Annotated in this window: 16 protein-coding genes; 10 read left to right on the forward strand and 6 right to left on the reverse strand. The window is 65.0% G+C overall.

Translation table 11 applies throughout. The features are described 5' to 3' along the window. Positions 1-46: 46 nt before the first annotated feature. From ACQP2U_RS09495 to ACQP2U_RS09520, 6 genes are all read left to right on the forward strand, one after another. Positions 47-880 (forward strand): isoprenyl transferase, encoded by an 834-nt coding sequence (locus ACQP2U_RS09495; protein ID WP_433714316.1) that lies wholly within the window; start codon positions 47-49, stop codon positions 878-880. Between the two features lie 13 nt (positions 881-893). Next, a complete protein-coding gene (locus ACQP2U_RS09500; protein ID WP_397033199.1) occupies positions 894-1,322 on the forward strand; it encodes a hypothetical protein in 429 nt (142 codons plus the stop codon). A gap of 84 nt (positions 1,323-1,406) precedes the next feature. Then, complete coding sequence (locus ACQP2U_RS09505; protein WP_433714317.1) at positions 1,407-2,369, forward strand: ABC transporter ATP-binding protein; 963 nt, start codon at positions 1,407-1,409, stop codon at positions 2,367-2,369. A 1-nt stretch (position 2,370) separates the two neighbouring features. Further along, positions 2,371-3,150: an ABC transporter permease gene (locus ACQP2U_RS09510; protein ID WP_433714318.1), complete on the forward strand. Its 780-nt coding sequence runs from the start codon at positions 2,371-2,373 to the stop codon at positions 3,148-3,150. Positions 3,151-3,880: 730 nt separating this feature from the next. Beyond that, on the forward strand, positions 3,881-5,044 hold the full coding sequence (locus tag ACQP2U_RS09515) for a sensor histidine kinase (protein WP_433714319.1): 1,164 nt from the start codon (positions 3,881-3,883) through the stop codon (positions 5,042-5,044). 81 nt (positions 5,045-5,125) lie between these two features. Then, positions 5,126-5,731, forward strand: a complete 606-nt coding sequence (locus ACQP2U_RS09520) for a response regulator (RefSeq protein ID WP_433714320.1) — start codon at positions 5,126-5,128, stop codon at positions 5,729-5,731. 76 nt (positions 5,732-5,807) lie between these two features. Here ACQP2U_RS09520 and ACQP2U_RS09525 read toward each other — a convergent pair whose 3' ends face one another. Next, entirely contained in the window at positions 5,808-6,428 is a 621-nt protein-coding gene (locus ACQP2U_RS09525) for a TetR/AcrR family transcriptional regulator (RefSeq protein WP_433714321.1), read from the reverse strand. 102 nt (positions 6,429-6,530) lie between these two features. Here ACQP2U_RS09525 and ACQP2U_RS09530 point away from each other — a divergent pair, with 102 nt between their 5' ends. Beyond that, positions 6,531-7,508, forward strand: coding sequence for a hypothetical protein (locus ACQP2U_RS09530; RefSeq protein WP_433714322.1), 978 nt, complete (start codon positions 6,531-6,533; stop codon positions 7,506-7,508). A gap of 60 nt (positions 7,509-7,568) precedes the next feature. On the opposite strand, the gene ACQP2U_RS09535 is transcribed toward ACQP2U_RS09530, so the two are convergent. The 3 genes from ACQP2U_RS09535 to ACQP2U_RS09545 all read right to left on the reverse strand — a co-directional run bounded on the left by ACQP2U_RS09535 (position 7,569) and on the right by ACQP2U_RS09545 (position 9,428). After that, entirely contained in the window at positions 7,569-8,441 is an 873-nt protein-coding gene (locus tag ACQP2U_RS09535) for a hypothetical protein (protein WP_433714323.1), read from the reverse strand. 199 nt (positions 8,442-8,640) lie between these two features. Then, positions 8,641-9,075 (reverse strand): Fur family transcriptional regulator, encoded by a 435-nt coding sequence (locus tag ACQP2U_RS09540; RefSeq protein WP_433714324.1) that lies wholly within the window; start codon positions 9,073-9,075, stop codon positions 8,641-8,643. Positions 9,076-9,077: 2 nt separating this feature from the next. Further along, positions 9,078-9,428, reverse strand: coding sequence for an ArsR/SmtB family transcription factor (locus tag ACQP2U_RS09545; protein ID WP_062991218.1), 351 nt, complete (start codon positions 9,426-9,428; stop codon positions 9,078-9,080). A 271-nt stretch (positions 9,429-9,699) separates the two neighbouring features. Between ACQP2U_RS09545 and ACQP2U_RS09550 the strand changes: the two genes are divergently transcribed. Together ACQP2U_RS09550 and ACQP2U_RS09555 are read left to right on the forward strand one after the other, a co-directional pair. Beyond that, complete coding sequence (locus tag ACQP2U_RS09550; RefSeq protein WP_397033183.1) at positions 9,700-11,091, forward strand: glycine--tRNA ligase; 1,392 nt, start codon at positions 9,700-9,702, stop codon at positions 11,089-11,091. Between the two features lie 308 nt (positions 11,092-11,399). Beyond that, positions 11,400-12,320 (forward strand): NADP-dependent oxidoreductase, encoded by a 921-nt coding sequence (locus tag ACQP2U_RS09555; protein WP_433714325.1) that lies wholly within the window; start codon positions 11,400-11,402, stop codon positions 12,318-12,320. On the opposite strand, the gene ACQP2U_RS09560 is transcribed toward ACQP2U_RS09555, so the two are convergent. Then, positions 12,317-12,943, reverse strand: a complete 627-nt coding sequence (locus tag ACQP2U_RS09560) for a TenA family protein (protein ID WP_433714326.1) — start codon at positions 12,941-12,943, stop codon at positions 12,317-12,319. The genes ACQP2U_RS09555 and ACQP2U_RS09560 overlap by 4 nt on opposite strands. 71 nt (positions 12,944-13,014) lie before the next feature. Here ACQP2U_RS09560 and ACQP2U_RS09565 point away from each other — a divergent pair, with 71 nt between their 5' ends. Continuing rightward, entirely contained in the window at positions 13,015-14,316 is a 1,302-nt protein-coding gene (locus tag ACQP2U_RS09565; RefSeq protein ID WP_433714327.1) for a phthiocerol/phthiodiolone dimycocerosyl transferase family protein, read from the forward strand. Here ACQP2U_RS09565 and ACQP2U_RS09570 read toward each other — a convergent pair. Then, entirely contained in the window at positions 14,285-14,680 is a 396-nt protein-coding gene (locus ACQP2U_RS09570) for a PPOX class F420-dependent oxidoreductase (protein ID WP_364339329.1), read from the reverse strand. The two genes, ACQP2U_RS09565 and ACQP2U_RS09570, sit on opposite strands and share 32 nt — an antisense overlap. Between the last annotated feature and the right edge of the window lie 20 nt (positions 14,681-14,700).

The following is a 14,700-nucleotide window of genomic DNA, read 5'->3' on the forward strand; positions in this document are numbered from 1 at the left end:
CAGTTGGGCTGACCTCGGCACAATCTCTCCACAACCATCAGGCAGGATGGTTGCCGTGATCCTCCGTCGAGACTCTGCCGCGCCGACCAGGTCGACCAGCGCTCGGTCGGGTGCCGAACGCACCGTCCGTCCGCCGTCGCCGCATCCGTCGGGGGCGACGCCACCGGAATTGCCGCCGGAGTTGGTGCCCAAACATGTGGCGCTGGTGATGGACGGCAATGGTCGTTGGGCGCAGGAGCGCGGTCTGCCGCGCACCGCGGGGCACGAGCGCGGCGAGGCAGTCCTGATGGACACCGTCGAGGGCTGCATCGAGATCGGTGTGAAGTGGCTCTCGGCCTATGCCTTCTCCACCGAGAACTGGCGGCGCAGCCCGGAGGAGGTGCGCTTCCTCATGGGGTTCAACCGTGATGTCATCCGCCGCCGCCGCGACGAGATGCACGAAATGGGTGTGCGGGTGCGTTGGGCGGGGCGGCGACCGCGCCTGTGGCGCAGCGTGATCAACGAACTCGAGACCGCGCAGGAGCTGACCAAGGACAACACGGTGATGACCCTCACCATGTGCGTCAACTACGGCGGCCGCGCCGAAATCGCCGACGCGGCAAGGGAAATCGCGCGTCGCGTGGCTGCGGGCGAGATCGATCCGGAACGGGTGACCGAGGCGACGGTCGCCAAATACCTGGACGAGCCGGATATGCCGGACGTCGATCTGTTCCTGCGCCCGTCCGGCGAATTCCGCAGTTCGAACTTCCTCATCTGGCAGTCCGCCTACGCCGAATTCGTCTACCAGGACACGCTGTTTCCGGATTTCGACCGGCGCAACTTATGGGAGGCGTGTCTCCAGTACGCTTCGCGTGACCGCCGCTTCGGGGGGACCAAGTGAACGGCGGCAGCAAATGAACGGCGGCACCGATATGGACGCAGCAGTCACCCCCGAACGAGAGCTACAGGCCCGCGCCGGCGCCTGCCTATCGCTCTATGACGTCGATGTGCGCGTCGACCCGGAGGGTTCGCTCGGCTTCGAATACGAGGGCGCACTGTGCTCGTTGCGCGCGGTGACGTTGGCGCCCGGCCTGGATGTGCTGACGCTGACCTGCGTGCTGGCCTGGGATCGCCCGCTCAAGCCGCAGCTGCACAAGCGAGTCGCCGAGCGCAACAGCGCGATTCAGTTCGGTTCGATCACCCTGATCACCCGCGGTAACCAGGCCGATGTCATGTTGCGCTACACCTTCCCGGCCGCCGGGCTCGACGATCAGGCGCTGGCCACCATGCTGCTGCTGGTGCTCTCCGGTGCGGGTAAGGCGCGGCAGGGTCTGCTGCCCTGAGCCGCTGACCGCATGACAGATGTCATGGCAGGTTCGTGACACTCGGGCGAAGTATCGGTCCCTGGTTCGGGCGACCGTTGAGTCATGACATCGGCACTGACATCCGCGGCCATCTTCGCCGCGGCGAGCGGCTCGGGCGGGCACCGGGCGTCCTCCGCGATCGAATTGCGCGACCTGCACAAGAGCTTCCGACTCCCCGGCGGCGGCGAGGTGCATGCCGTCGACGGGCTCGACCTGGTGGTCGCGCCGGGGGAGATCGTCGCCTTCCTCGGTCCCAATGGCGCGGGCAAGACAACCACCATCGATATGCTGCTCGGTCTGGCGACACCGGACTCCGGCAGCGTCCAGGTTTTCGGCGGCGCACCGGCGGAAGCGCTTGCAGTGGGCCGCATTTCGGCCGTAATGCAATCCGGGGGGCTGCTGCCCGATCTGACCGTAGCCGAGACCGTGCAACTGGTGGCCACACTGCACGCGCATCCGCGTTCAGTCAGTGAGGTGCTCGCGCGCGCCGGTATCGCCGATATCGGCGGGCGGCTGGTCGGCAAATGCTCGGGTGGGCAGAAGCAGCGCCTGCGCTTCGCGCTCGCCCTGCTGCCGAATCCGGACCTCATCGTGCTAGACGAGCCGACTACCGGCATGGATGTGGAAGGGCGCCGTGAGTTCTGGAATGCGATGCGCGAGGACTCCGATCGCGGCCGGACCGTCCTGTTCGCCACCCACTACCTCGATGAGGCCGACGCGTACGCCGACCGGATCGTGCTGGTGCGCGCGGGCCGAGTGGTCGCGGACGGCAGTGCCGCCGAGATCAAGAACCTGGCCGCGGGACGCGCCGTGAGCGCGACATTGCCCGGTGCCGATCCGGCCCGGTTGCTGGCCGTCGCTGGCATCGACGATGTCGAGCTGCGCGGTGACCGAATCATCGTGCACACCAAGGATTCCGATGCGATAGCCCGCTACCTGCTCACGGAGACGACTGCGGTCGACCTCGAAATCACCTCGCACAATCTCGAATCCGCATTCCTGGCGCTCACCACCGGAGACAACTGATATGACAACCATTGCACCGCACCCTATTTCGACGCGTGTACCGCTCGGCGGGTTCAGCCGCGGTTTCCTGCGCCTGGAACTGCGCCGCATGCTGCGCAATCGGCGCACCATGATCTTCACGCTGGTCGTGCCGCCGCTGTTCTTCGTCATCTTCGGCCTGCAATCCGATGACAAGACAGAGTCTTTCGGCTCAGGGAACGTGACCGGCTATGTGATGGTATCGATGGCGGTGTACGGCGCGATGCTGGCCACTACCAGCGGCGGCGCGATGGTCGCGATCGAACGCGCACAGGGTTGGAGTCGCCAATTGCGGCTCACTCCACTGCGTCCCGTCGCCTACATCGCCACCAAGGTCGCCGTCGCGATGGTGCTCGGCTTGGTCTCGGTCACCGCGGTCTTCATCATCGGCGGAATCTTCGGCGCCCACCTCACGGTCACCGCTTGGGTGAGCTGCTTCCTGCTCGCGTGGATCTGCTCACTGGTCTTCGCCGCCTTCGGCCTGTTCGTCGGCTACCTGCTGCCCTCGGAGAACGTCATGCAGCTGCTCGGTCCGGCCCTGGCTGGCCTGTCCTTCGCGGGCGGGCTGTTCATGCCGCTGCACGGCTGGTTCGAGACGGTCTCCAAGATCTTCCCGACCAACGGCGTCGCCACCTTGTCCCGCATGCCCTTCGGCGACACCAGTGCCGGATCGATCGCCCTGGCCATCCTCAACGTCGTCGTCTGGGCCACGTTCTTCGTCGGCGGCGCCGCCATCCTGTTCCGTCGTGACACCGCTCGCTGAACCACCCGGCACCGGCCGCCCGCCCCTCATGGGTGGGCGGCAAGGCCGCGCGGAGCCTCAGACCCGGTGCAAATCCCAGGTGGTGCGCTCGGCTAGCGACGATGCCGCACGGGGCGGTCGGCGGGCGACGGTCGGCCGTTCCCGAGTTGGCCGCGCGGTACCGGGTGGCCACGTCGTTTGGCGAGCGCCGGTGGCACGGTCCGGCGCGAATCGACCGCCCGGCGCGGGGCAGGTGTCGGCGATGCCACCGGGAACTTCATCGGGGAGAGGTCGGCTGTGTAGTGCAGGCGGGCCTGTGTCGTGCAGGCGGGCCTGCGATGCCTGGGCGACCCTGGCGTGCCAGGCGGCCGCCAGTAGGAGGAGCCACGTGGCGCGGAGCTGGGGGCAGCGCTGCCGGAGCCGTCATCGGCAGAAATCGGCTGTGCTGGGCGGGCTGGCCATGCGATGCCGGGCGACTATGCCGTGCCGGGCGACCAACGGTGGGGAAGTCCGGCGCGAACCGGCCACCACAGCGTGCGGGGCGGTGGCGACCATGCTGCAGGGGTCGGCCGTGCCTGGGGCTGGCACGCGAGGGCGGGCGGGTGTGCGGGGTGGATGCGGGTGACGTCGTGATTCGGGTTGTGCCGGCTGTACCTGCGGTATCGGCGGGTGCATGTTCGGTAGCGTCGAGCCTTGTGATCGAGCACTGTGCGCGCCATCGGGGTCGAGGTTCGGTGTGTGCGGTGTCCGGGTGTTGGGTGTGAAGTCGGTGCTGCGGGGTGGTGTCGCATCCGAACTACTCGATCGGATGGTCCGCGATGGCGGAATCGGGGCTGCGGTGAAGCGGCGCGGGTGGTTCGGCGGTTTCATGTCGGTCATCTGGCTGTCGTACCTGGTCGGACCGATCATCCAGAGCTGGCGGGACACGGATCAGCCGAAGGCGAGTCTGGCGACGGCGGCACTGCTCGTATATGCGGCGCTGATCGTCGGTTCCTTCATCGTTTTCCAGCGGAACGACCGCACCGGCCCGTTGATAGAGCGTCCGGTCGACCGGCGCATATGGCCGGTGCTCGCGGCTATGACAACGTGCAGCGCGGGGTTGATGACATTGCTCGGTGCGGTCGCGCTGCCGACATTGATCTTTGTCAGCGTGATCGCCATCTTCCATATGCCCTCGCGTGAATCCGGCTATGTGGCCTGCACGGTGACGCTCGCGATGCTGCTCATGCCGGTCGCGCTGCCGAGCCTGTCCGGGGTGCCGTTTTACGTGTCGTTCGTACCCGCCTTGATCTGGGTGGCCAGACAGTTCGGCCTGCGCGGCGAGCGGTTGGCCGAACTGGCCCGGCGGCAGCAGGCCGAGCTCGCGATCGTCGAGGAACGCAACCGGGTCGCGCGCGACGTGCACGATATCCTCGGCCATTCGCTTACCGTGATCACCGTGAAAACCGAACTCGCACAACGTCTTATCGATGTCGATCTGACCCGGGCGAAGGCCGAGATGGCCGATGTCGAGCGGTTGGCGCGGGAGGCGCTGGCCGGGGTGCGCGATACCGTCGGCGGTCTGCGGGAGGTATCGCTGCGCGGTGAATTGGCCACTGCGCGCACCGCATTGGCGGCCGCCGATATCGACGCCCGGCTGCCGGATTCGGTGCCCGATACGCGCCACAGCGAATTGTTCGGTTGGGTTCTGCGCGAGGCGGTCACCAATGTGATTCGGCATAGCGCCGCACGACACTGCACGGTCACGGTGACCGCTACGAGCATCGAGGTGGTCGACGATGGTCGCGGGCTGGGGACCGTCGATTCCGGGTCCGGGCTGTCCGGCCTACGCGAACGGGTACGGGCCGCGGGGGGGACATTGACGCTGTCATCGTCCGAGGGAGGTGTACGTGTGCGCGCAACGGTGCCCGAGTGACCCGGAAACGGTGCTGGGCGTGCGCTTCTGCCACGATTCGGCCGACAGTGCACGCCCATTCCCGTCGAAGGACCACATCGCATGATCCGCCTTCTCCTCGCCGATGACCAGGCACTCGTCCGCGGCGCGCTCGCCGCACTGCTCGGTCTGGAGTCCGATCTGGAGGTTGTCGCGGAGGTCGGTCGCGGTGACGAAGTCTTGGCCGCGGTCGCGCGCACCACACCCGATGTGGTGCTGCTGGATGTGGAAATGCCAGGTATGGACGGAATCGCGGTCGCGGCGCAACTGCATACCGCTCATCCCGATCTCCGCATCCTCATGGTTACGACCTTCGGCCGTCCCGGCTATCTGCGGCGTGCGATCGATGCTGGCGCGAGCGGATTCGTCGTGAAGGACACGCCTGCTCGCGAGCTTGCCGATGCGGTGCGTCGAGTCCACATGGGCCTGCGTGTCGTCGATCCCGCCCTCGCCACCGAAACCCTGACCGTCGGTACCTCGCCACTGACCGCCCGCGAACGCGAGGTCCTCGCCGCCGCGGCCGACGGTGCCACCGCTGGCGCCATCGCCAAACAACTGCACCTGTCGGAAGGCACCGTCCGCAACCACCTTTCATCCGCCATCGGCAAAACCGGAACCACCACCCGCGCCGAAGCCGTCCGCGCCGCCGAACGCCTCGGCTGGCTCTGAACATCGCTCCCGCACAATCAGTGACCGCCTCGCAGAAGGCACACCTTTTGCGAGGCAGTCACCGGGTATGCGACCTCTATGAGTCGACTGGCTGGGCGGCGGGCTCGCCATAGGGCAGTAGGACCGCCACACCGCGCGCCAAGGTTTCCGGATCCACATCGCCGACGATCAAGTGCTGCAACATGAATCCAGGCACCAGGCCGATAAGCGCAGTCGCGGCCGCGTGGACATCGGTATCGGGCGGCAACCATCCGACCTCCACCATGCGCTGGGTGTATTCGATCCACCGTTCGCGCATCGCGAGCACCGCGGACTTGACGTATTCGGCCGCCTCCGCGTCCACCAGCGCCAGCGCCCACGCCTGTGGCGCCAGCCGAACATGACCGTCCGGACCACTGTGCGCGACCATGTAGTCGGCGACGATCCGAAGGACCTGCGCCGGGGTCGGCAGCGGGTCGGACCGGATCGCCCTGGTCAGAGTGGCGCGCAGCTCGACGGTGGTATCGGTGGCCAGGGCGGCGATGATGTCGTTTTTGCCCTTGAAATACCGATAGACCGCGCCGGCCGAGAGCCCTGATTCGGTGAAGATGTCCTGCATCGAGGTCTCGAAGAAACCCTTGCGGGCAAAACAGAGCTGCGCCGCGCCGAGTATCTGCTGCCTGCGACGTTCCAGGTGTTCTTCACTGACTCGGGGCATGGCTCCAAAGTAAAACGAATGCTCGTTCTTGACAACCTCGCTGGGCCGTGCGACGGTATCCGCATCGAAAGAGAACGATCATTCGATTTTCGGGAGAACGTCATGAATACGATCCAGCGGTCGGTCGGTGTCGGCGTCGCCGCGGCCTTGCTCCAGGCATTGATGTTGATCGCCTTCGCCTGGCCCGCAGCCCATATCGCCCCGCGTGATTTACCCATCGCCGTCAGCGGCCCGCAGGCCGCCATGGTCGCCGACAAACTGATCCAGCACGATCCGGATGCCTTCGATATCAGCAATCCGACCGACGAAGCGGCGGCGCGTGCCGCGATCGAGAACCGGGACGTCTACGGTGCCGTCATCACTGGTGGCGGCGCCCCGCGCGTATTGATTGCCTCCGGCGCGAGTCCAGTTGTGGCACAACAGCTCACCGCGATAGCCCAGCAGCTGTCCGGCGCGCCGATGACATCGGTCGAGGATGTCGTGCCCGCCGATCCGGACGATCCGCGCGGGTCCGCGTTCGGCGCGATGGTGTTGCCGCTGGTGATGTCCGGTATCGCGGCGGGTGTCCTGCTCAGCCTGTTGATTCCGTCGGTCGGCGGTAAGGCGATCGGGCTTATTACCTTCGGTATCGCGGGTGGGCTGTTGAGCATCGTGATCATTCAGGCCTGGATGTCGGTGGTTCCCGGTCCCTATATGACATTGGCCGCTGTCGCCGGTCTGGTGTCCTTCGCGGTGTCCGGTACGGTCGTCGGCCTGTCCACCGCGATCGGCCGTGCGGGCATCGGCATCGCCGCGTTGACCATGCTCCTGGTCGGCAACCCGTTCTCGGCCGCGACCTCGGCTCCGGAACTGCTGCCGCAGCCGTGGGGCACCATCGGCCAACTGCTGCCACCGGGTGCCGCGGCGTCACTGCTGCGCTCGGTCGCCTTCTTCGACGGTGCCGCCGCCACCAAACCCCTTGTGGTCCTGGCCATCTGGGCGGCCGCAGCGCTGGTGCTACTGGGTGTCGGCGCACTTCGCGGACGGCATCCGAATGCGGAATCCACTCCGGTCCGCTCCGGCGATCCGGTCGCCGTCTGAATCCTGAAATAGACTGCAGGCCACCACTGCTCGACAGTGGTGGCCTGCATCGTCGGGTTGTCAGGAGATGGTGAAGGAGAAGTTCGGGGCGCTGCCCTCACCCTTGTTCGCGTCGTAGGTCACCACGTAGGTACCGATGGCCGGGGACGGAACCACGAAAACAACGTAGTTCTTCGCGTTGTCGATGGTTTCGTTGGTGTTCAGCAGTTCGTTGATCGGCCCCCGGATATCGGCTGAAATCGTTTGGCCGTCGGGGGTTTTCACGGTGAAGTAGTCGTAGAAGACATTCAGTCCGCCCGCCGCGATCCCGGGTCCACCAACGATCTTGATGCGCAACGAGAGATCCATCTTGTCACGCTCATTCTTGGTATAGCTCGGACTCAGTGTGCCGCCGGTGATTTCGATCGTCGTCTGATCCTGCACCAGTTTGCCCGTGACATTCAGCGTCTTCGGCGCGACGCCGTCGACCTGAGCCGAAGCCTTCAGAGGAATTCTGGTCTGATTGTCCGATGCCTGTCCGTAGATCACGGTAATTGTGTCGAGCAGGTGCTCGGTATCGTGCAGCGTTTTGACCGAAGTGGTGACTTTGCCGGTGGCCGAACCCTTTCCTGGCACGGTCGGCGAGTCGAAACTCGCCCCGGCGTCGACCTCCTTGTCGACCTGCAGGTAGGTGTTATTGCTGATCGTCTTGTTGTCGGGGGTGGTGTTCTTGTAGGTGATATTGATCAGTACTTTGGCGCCGCCGTATTCGTCGGGCACCACGGTCGCTTTGTCCACCGTGATGTCGAAGCCCTCGTACCATCCGGTCTTGCCGATGGTGCGGACGGTCGACTGACCGTTATTCGCCCCCGGCTGGCCCTGGCCGATGGTGCTCTGCGCGGACGCCGTCGTGGTTGGTCCCGACTCGGTGTCCTTGTCATTGCACGCCGTCATGAGCAGAGCGGAACTGGAGATGAGTACGGCCGTTCCAATTGTGGTGAATTTGCGGCGTCTTTCCGCCGTGGAAATGGTCGATCGCACGCTGCCTCCCAGAAGATTTCGATCTCAGTGCGCGACGCCCGGAACCCCGGACGTTATGTGATTCGCAGTGAAATCTTCCTCGGCACAAGCGCCGTTAACTATGTGACCGCAGTCACAACTTGTGGCGGTCCACTTTCGCGCATTCGCAGCAGGTTCCGAAGATCTCCATGGTGTGGCTGACCTCGGTGAATCCGTGTTGGCCCGCGATGGATTCGGCCCAAGCCTCAACCGTCGGGCCCTCGACCTCGACGGTACGGCCGCAGTGTCGGCAGACCAGATGGTGATGGTGTCCGGTGGAGCACTGGCGGTAGACGGATTCGCCGGTATCGGTGCGCAGTACGTCGACGAGTCCGGCATCGGCCAGCGACTGCAGGGTGCGGTAGACGGTGGTCAGTCCGATGCCCTCGCCGCGGCGGCGCAACTCGTCGTGCAACTCCTGCGCGGAGCGGAACTCTTCTATATCGCCGAGCAGCGCGGCGATGGCGCTGCGTTGGCGGGTACTGCGAATGCCAACCGGCTTCTCCGGTAAGGCCGTCTTATCTGGCACGATCACCCTTCCTCGGCGTGGGCCACGGCATCGACCACGATATGCGCCAAGTGGTCGTCGACGAGTTCGTACAGCACTTCGCGGCCCGAGCGTTCCCCGTGCACCACGCCCGCGGACTTCAGAATCCGCAGATGCTGGCTTACCAGCGGCTGGGTGACGCCGAGAACATCGACCAATTCGTGTACGCAACGCGGTGATTCACGCAATTGCAGCACAATGGCGATGCGTACCGGCGCGGCCAGTGCGCGCAGTAGCTCGCCCGCGTCCTCCAGGACGCTCCGCGTCGGCACCGGCACCGGCGCGGGTGATCGGTACGGATTGTGCGGATGGGCGGTGGCGGTCTCGGCGGTCATCGAACCAACTCCTTATTGGAAAGCATTACCATTTTGATATGCACAGGTGCGCATGTCAAACGAGGCGTGCCTCGGAGTGTCGACCAAACGTCGGTGAATGCGGCGCGAAATCCGATTGGCCCGTGCGGTGGAAGACGGCTGGGACCTGGGCGATAGTCTGTAGTCAACGCTATAGGTTGTGGTCAACTCTGTGGCGTCGGGGCATACCGCATCGGGCCTCGCCCGATCCGGCCGATCTGAATCCGACTCGTACTGGATGGAGAATTCTCGCGTGGCACCCAAGTCGAAGGTGGACACCGTTGCCAACCTCGCCAAGCGCCGGGGTCTGGTGTACCCGTGTGGTGAGATCTACGGCGGCACCAAATCGGCGTGGGACTACGGTCCGCTGGGTGTCGAGTTCAAGGAGAACATCAAGAAGCAGTGGTGGCGTTCCATGGTCACCAGCCGCGAGGATGTGGTCGGCCTCGATTCGTCGGTAATTCTGCCGCGTCAGGTCTGGGTCGCCTCCGGCCACGTCGGCGTGTTCAACGATCCATTGGTCGAATGCCTGAACTGTCACCACCGGCACCGGCAGGACCACCTGCAGGAGGCCTACGCGCTCAAGCACAAGATCGAGGATCCGGACTCGGTCTCGATGGAGTTGGTGGTGTGCCCGGACTGCGGCACAGTCGGTCGCTGGACCGAACCGCGTGACTTCAACATGATGCTCAAGACCTACCTCGGCCCGGTCGAGTCCGAAGAGGGTCTGCACTATCTGCGCCCGGAGACCGCACAGGGCATCTTCATCAACTTCGCCAACGTGATGACCACCGCGCGCAAGAAGCCGCCGTTCGGCATCGCGCAGATCGGCAAGAGCTTCCGCAACGAAATCACCCCTGGCAACTTCATCTTCCGCACCCGTGAGTTCGAGCAGATGGAGATGGAGTTCTTCGTCAAGCCCGGTGAGGACGCGGAGTGGCACAAGTACTGGATCGACACCCGGTTCGCCTGGTACACCGATCTCGGCATCGACCCGGAGAACCTGCGGCTGTTCGAGCACCCGAAGGACAAGCTGTCGCACTACTCGGCGGGCACCACCGATATCGAGTACCGCTTCGGCTTCCAGGGCAATGAATGGGGTGAGCTGGAGGGCATCGCCAACCGCACCGACTTCGATCTGAAGACCCATTCGGAGCATTCCGGCAATGACCTGAGCTACTTCGACCAGACCACCAATGAGCGCTACACCCCGTATGTCATCGAGCCCGCGGCCGGTCTGACCCGCTCGCTGATGGCGTTCCTGGTCGATGCGTACACCGTCGACCAGGCACCCAATGCCAAGGGCGTCATGGAGGAGCGCATCAGTCTGCGGTTGGACCGCAGGCTCGCGCCGGTCAAGGCGGCGGTGCTGCCGTTGTCGCGCAATGCGGATCTGACGCCGAAGGCGAAAGACCTTGCCGCACAGCTGCGTAAGAGCTGGAATGTCGAGTTCGACGATGCCGGCGCGATCGGCCGCCGCTACCGGCGCCAGGACGAAATCGGCACGCCGTTCTGCATCACCGTTGACTTCGACACCCTCGAAGACCAGGCGGTCACCGTCCGTGAGCGCGATTCCATGGCGCAGGAGCGGATCGCGCTGGACAAGGTCGAGGGCTACCTGGCGCAGCATCTCATCGGCGCCTGAATTCGATCGCGATCAACGCCCTGTCGCGCGCGGCAGGGCGTTTTTCGTAGTCTGCTCGCCATAGTTCCTGGTGGCATACACACCTGTTCGAGGCGATCGTCGTATTCGTGAAGCCGTTGTTCAGCGCGACCCGCAATTTATTCAGCGAATTCTCACGATCTGCGTCCGAGGCCAGCAGCCCCACGGGTGTCGGCTCGACGGACCGGCGCCGTCGGTGGCGGTGCGCCTCGACGATCGCCGATGCATGGAAATTTCCCGCGCGGTTACTCGGTTGACGGCGCATGTCACCGAGTAGGCGGGAGCCGGATATGGCAAGAGCTGTGAAGTTCGATCGTTATGGAGGAATCGAAGAGCTGAAGGTGGTCGAGGTTCCGACGCCGAAGGCGGGCCCCGGGAGGGTTGTCGTCGAGGTTGTGGCGGCCGGTATCAATCCGGGGGAGGGGTATATCCGTTCGGGCGCGATGCACGAGCGCTGGCCCGCGACATTTCCGTCGGGTGAGGGGACCGATTTCGCGGGTCGTATCACCGAGCTCGGATCCGGCGTCGGTGGGATCGAGGTCGGTGCCGAGGTGCTCGGATTCACCGATGAGCGGGCCAGTCATGCCACGCACGTGGTCGTGCCCGCCGAACACGTGACGCTGAAGCCAGGGAAGCTCGATTGGGATGTCGCGGGATCGTTGTATGTCACTGGGACAACGGCTTTCGCCGCCGTGCGGGCAGTGGACCCACAAGCGGGCGATACCGTCGCGGTTTCGGGTGCCGCGGGCGGCGTCGGCTCGATCGTCGTACAGCTGCTGCGGGCCAGGGGCGCAACGGTTCTCGGCATCGCGAGCGAGGTAAACCACGATTGGCTGCGCAAGGTCGGCGTGATTCCGGTGGCCTATGGGGAGGGACTGATCGACCGGATCCGTGCGGCCGCCCCTGGTGGCGTCGATGCGTTCATCGACACCTTCGGCGCCGAATATGTCGATCTCGCAATCGAACTCGGCATCGCGGTGGATCGCATCAACACCATCATCAACTTCGCGGCCGCCGAGAGGTACGGCGTGAAGACTGACGGCAACGCCGCTGCGGGCACCATCGATGTGCTTGCCGAACTGGCTGATCTGGCCGCCGCTGGCACCATCGAGGTCCCCATCGCGGCGGCTTATCCGCTCGACAAGGTCCAAGAGGCATATCGCGAACTGGAGCAGCGCCACACGCGCGGCAAGATCGTGCTGCGCCCTTAGCTCGACACCTCCCAGAATTCGTATTCGTAGCGCATGCCTTGCAGGAATAGCTCTTGCGCACGCGCCAGGTCGCCACCCGCCTCATCGAGCATCTGCCCGCAGCGGCGGGTGAGCGCGGCGAATCCGGGATCGGCGTAGGTGTCGACCCAGCGCCGATACCGCGGTTCCGACGGCGGATTCTCGGCGAGGATTGCCCCGAGGGTGGAATAGCCCCACATGCACGGGTACAGCGCCGCAAGTCCGTCGGCGTAGGACGTGGCCGACTCCAGCAGAAATGCGGTGTAGGCGGCGCACGGCGCACCCTTCGTCGCACCGTCGAGATCCGCGCCGAATTCCGCGGCCAGCGACCGATGCAGGGACAGCTCGTCGTGATATGTCGCGTGCGCGAGGTCCACCAGATCGCCCAGATGTGCTGCGGGCGCCTGCCAGGCCAGCCGGGCGAATACCCGCACATAGTCCAGCAGGAACAGATAGTCCTGTTCGAGCCAGGACCGGAATACCGATGCGGGTAAATCGCCATTGGCGATGCCCGCCACCGTCGGATGCCCCAGCTGGCTCACCACCAGCGGAAAACCGAGCTCCTCGAGATGCGCCGAGAGACTGATGTGTGCCGCGGGACTCATGTGGGCAGTCTCTCTCAGTCGGAGCGGCTTCGGGATTGCGCCCTGCTTGCGGTTGCCGCAACCTGGGCCATGTGTTGTGGGATGAGGAGGCTTTGGTGCGGGTGTTGGGTGCCTCGGAACAACGTTTCGTGCGGGCGGGGACCTACACCGGACGATCCGTGACGGTCGTCGGTGATCTCGATACGAATGCATTGGGGGCGGCATTTACCGCCCTACAGCATGCCTATCCGGTGGTGACCTGCCGGATCGGCGAGGACGCCACCGGCCGCGGCTATCTGCTCCGACGCGGCGAAACCCCGGAGATCGGTATGACATCGAGTCTGGGTGATCCGGATCCCGTCCGGATTCCGGAGCCCATCGATCCGGCCGGACAGCTGGCCTACCTGGATGTCGTGCACTCCGAGCGGGGCCGCTCGCGCGTCACACTTTTCGTCCACCACAGCATCGCCGACGCGGGCCACTGCGTCGAGCTGCTGTCGCGCCTATGGGACTTCTATACCGATTACGTCGAATTCGGGACGACAACTATTGTGCCGCATGACTATCCGCAGTCGCTGGAATGGCATGTATCCGCGCGCGGGATAGCCCGCTCTTCGGTCTCCGGCTTCGAGGACGTCACCAAGCCGCTGCAACCGGTGGTCATTCCGCCCGCCCCCGCGATCCCCGCCCCCGCCGCGCTGGATCGGCCGCGGCGCATCATTGTGGACGAGGAGGACAGCGCCCGCATTATCGGCCTCGGGCGCCATCCGGGAGTGACCGTCAACGGGCTGGTCACCGCTGCCCTGCTACGCGCCTTCGCCTCGGAAAAGGCCAGGGCGACAGGCGATCCAGTGCCACTCGGCTGCCTGTATCCGGTGGATATGCGCACCCGCCTCGACCCGCCGGTGGCGCGCGCCGAAGGCACGAATATGGCGGGTCTGGCCTCTTTCGCCGCGGCCGTCGATCTCTCCGCGGAAATTCTCGAACTGGCCCAGTACATTTCAGCCCGATTGCGACATGATTTGGCCGAGGGCATCGTTGCGCAATCGGTACTGCACTTCCCGGATTACTTCGGCGCCAACCGGATCCACTCCCTGGCCGGACATATCGCGGTGACGAATACCGGTGCCGTGCCCGCCTTCCGCATCCCGGGGAATATCGCGCTCACCGACTACGAGATCGTGTACGTCTCCGCCCATCCGCGTCCCTCGGCGGGTGCCTCGGCGGCAATCACCTTCCTGGTCTACACCTTCGAAGGCCGACTGACGGTCGGGGTGCTCGGCGGCGATGCCGACCGGCTCGTGTCCGCGGTGCGCGATGAATTGACGGCTCTCGCCGGGGAGGCCGTCAACTCTCGAGCCACTATTGATAGGTGGCGTGCGTCGGGCGCATGACGAGCACGACCCGGCGCGGATGGTCGGCGACCGGACGCTGATACGGCAGGTCGTAGCGGCGCGCGAGCACATCGAAGAATTCGCCGTCCGGATCCGGCTCGATGGCCTCGATGACGCCGCGGACCTCGAGGTAGCGGTAGGGCTTGTCCGGGTCGTTGATGCTCACCGCCACTTCGGGATTCTGTTTGGTATTGACGGCTTTGCGGCGATCGATCGTGGTGGTGAAGCGCAGGCGCCCGCCATCCCAGACCTGCCATACCGGCGTCACCTGCGGAGTGCCGTCCGGGTTGAGCGTGGCGAGATGGGCGAATAGCGGCCGGGATAGCAAATCGGCGTGGCTCTCGGGGATTACCGGGTTATCCATACTTCGAAGACTATCAAGAC

Source organism: Nocardia sp. CA-084685 (genome assembly GCF_050955785.1).
GTDB lineage: Bacteria > Actinomycetota > Actinomycetes > Mycobacteriales > Mycobacteriaceae > Nocardia.

Excerpts from the sequence above, each read along its gene's own strand:
- ACQP2U_RS09545 (WP_062991218.1), bottom strand. The coding sequence starts at position 9,428 with ATGACCGCCGAGACCGCCACCGCCCATCCGCACAATCCGTACCGATCA.
- ACQP2U_RS09500 (WP_397033199.1), top strand. The coding sequence starts at position 894 with ATGAACGGCGGCACCGATATGGACGCAGCAGTCACCCCCGAACGAGAG.
- ACQP2U_RS09555 (WP_433714325.1), top strand. The coding sequence starts at position 11,400 with ATGGCAAGAGCTGTGAAGTTCGATCGTTATGGAGGAATCGAAGAGCTG.
- ACQP2U_RS09510 (WP_433714318.1), top strand. The coding sequence starts at position 2,371 with ATGACAACCATTGCACCGCACCCTATTTCGACGCGTGTACCGCTCGGC.
- ACQP2U_RS09535 (WP_433714323.1), bottom strand. The coding sequence starts at position 8,441 with ATGACGGCGTGCAATGACAAGGACACCGAGTCGGGACCAACCACGACG.
- ACQP2U_RS09525 (WP_433714321.1), bottom strand. The coding sequence starts at position 6,428 with ATGCCCCGAGTCAGTGAAGAACACCTGGAACGTCGCAGGCAGCAGATA.
- ACQP2U_RS09530 (WP_433714322.1), top strand. The coding sequence starts at position 6,531 with ATGAATACGATCCAGCGGTCGGTCGGTGTCGGCGTCGCCGCGGCCTTG.
- ACQP2U_RS09505 (WP_433714317.1), top strand. The coding sequence starts at position 1,407 with ATGACATCGGCACTGACATCCGCGGCCATCTTCGCCGCGGCGAGCGGC.
- ACQP2U_RS09495 (WP_433714316.1), top strand. The coding sequence starts at position 47 with ATGGTTGCCGTGATCCTCCGTCGAGACTCTGCCGCGCCGACCAGGTCG.
- ACQP2U_RS09570 (WP_364339329.1), bottom strand. The coding sequence starts at position 14,680 with ATGGATAACCCGGTAATCCCCGAGAGCCACGCCGATTTGCTATCCCGG.
- ACQP2U_RS09520 (WP_433714320.1), top strand. The coding sequence starts at position 5,126 with ATGATCCGCCTTCTCCTCGCCGATGACCAGGCACTCGTCCGCGGCGCG.
- ACQP2U_RS09560 (WP_433714326.1), bottom strand. The coding sequence starts at position 12,943 with ATGAGTCCCGCGGCACACATCAGTCTCTCGGCGCATCTCGAGGAGCTC.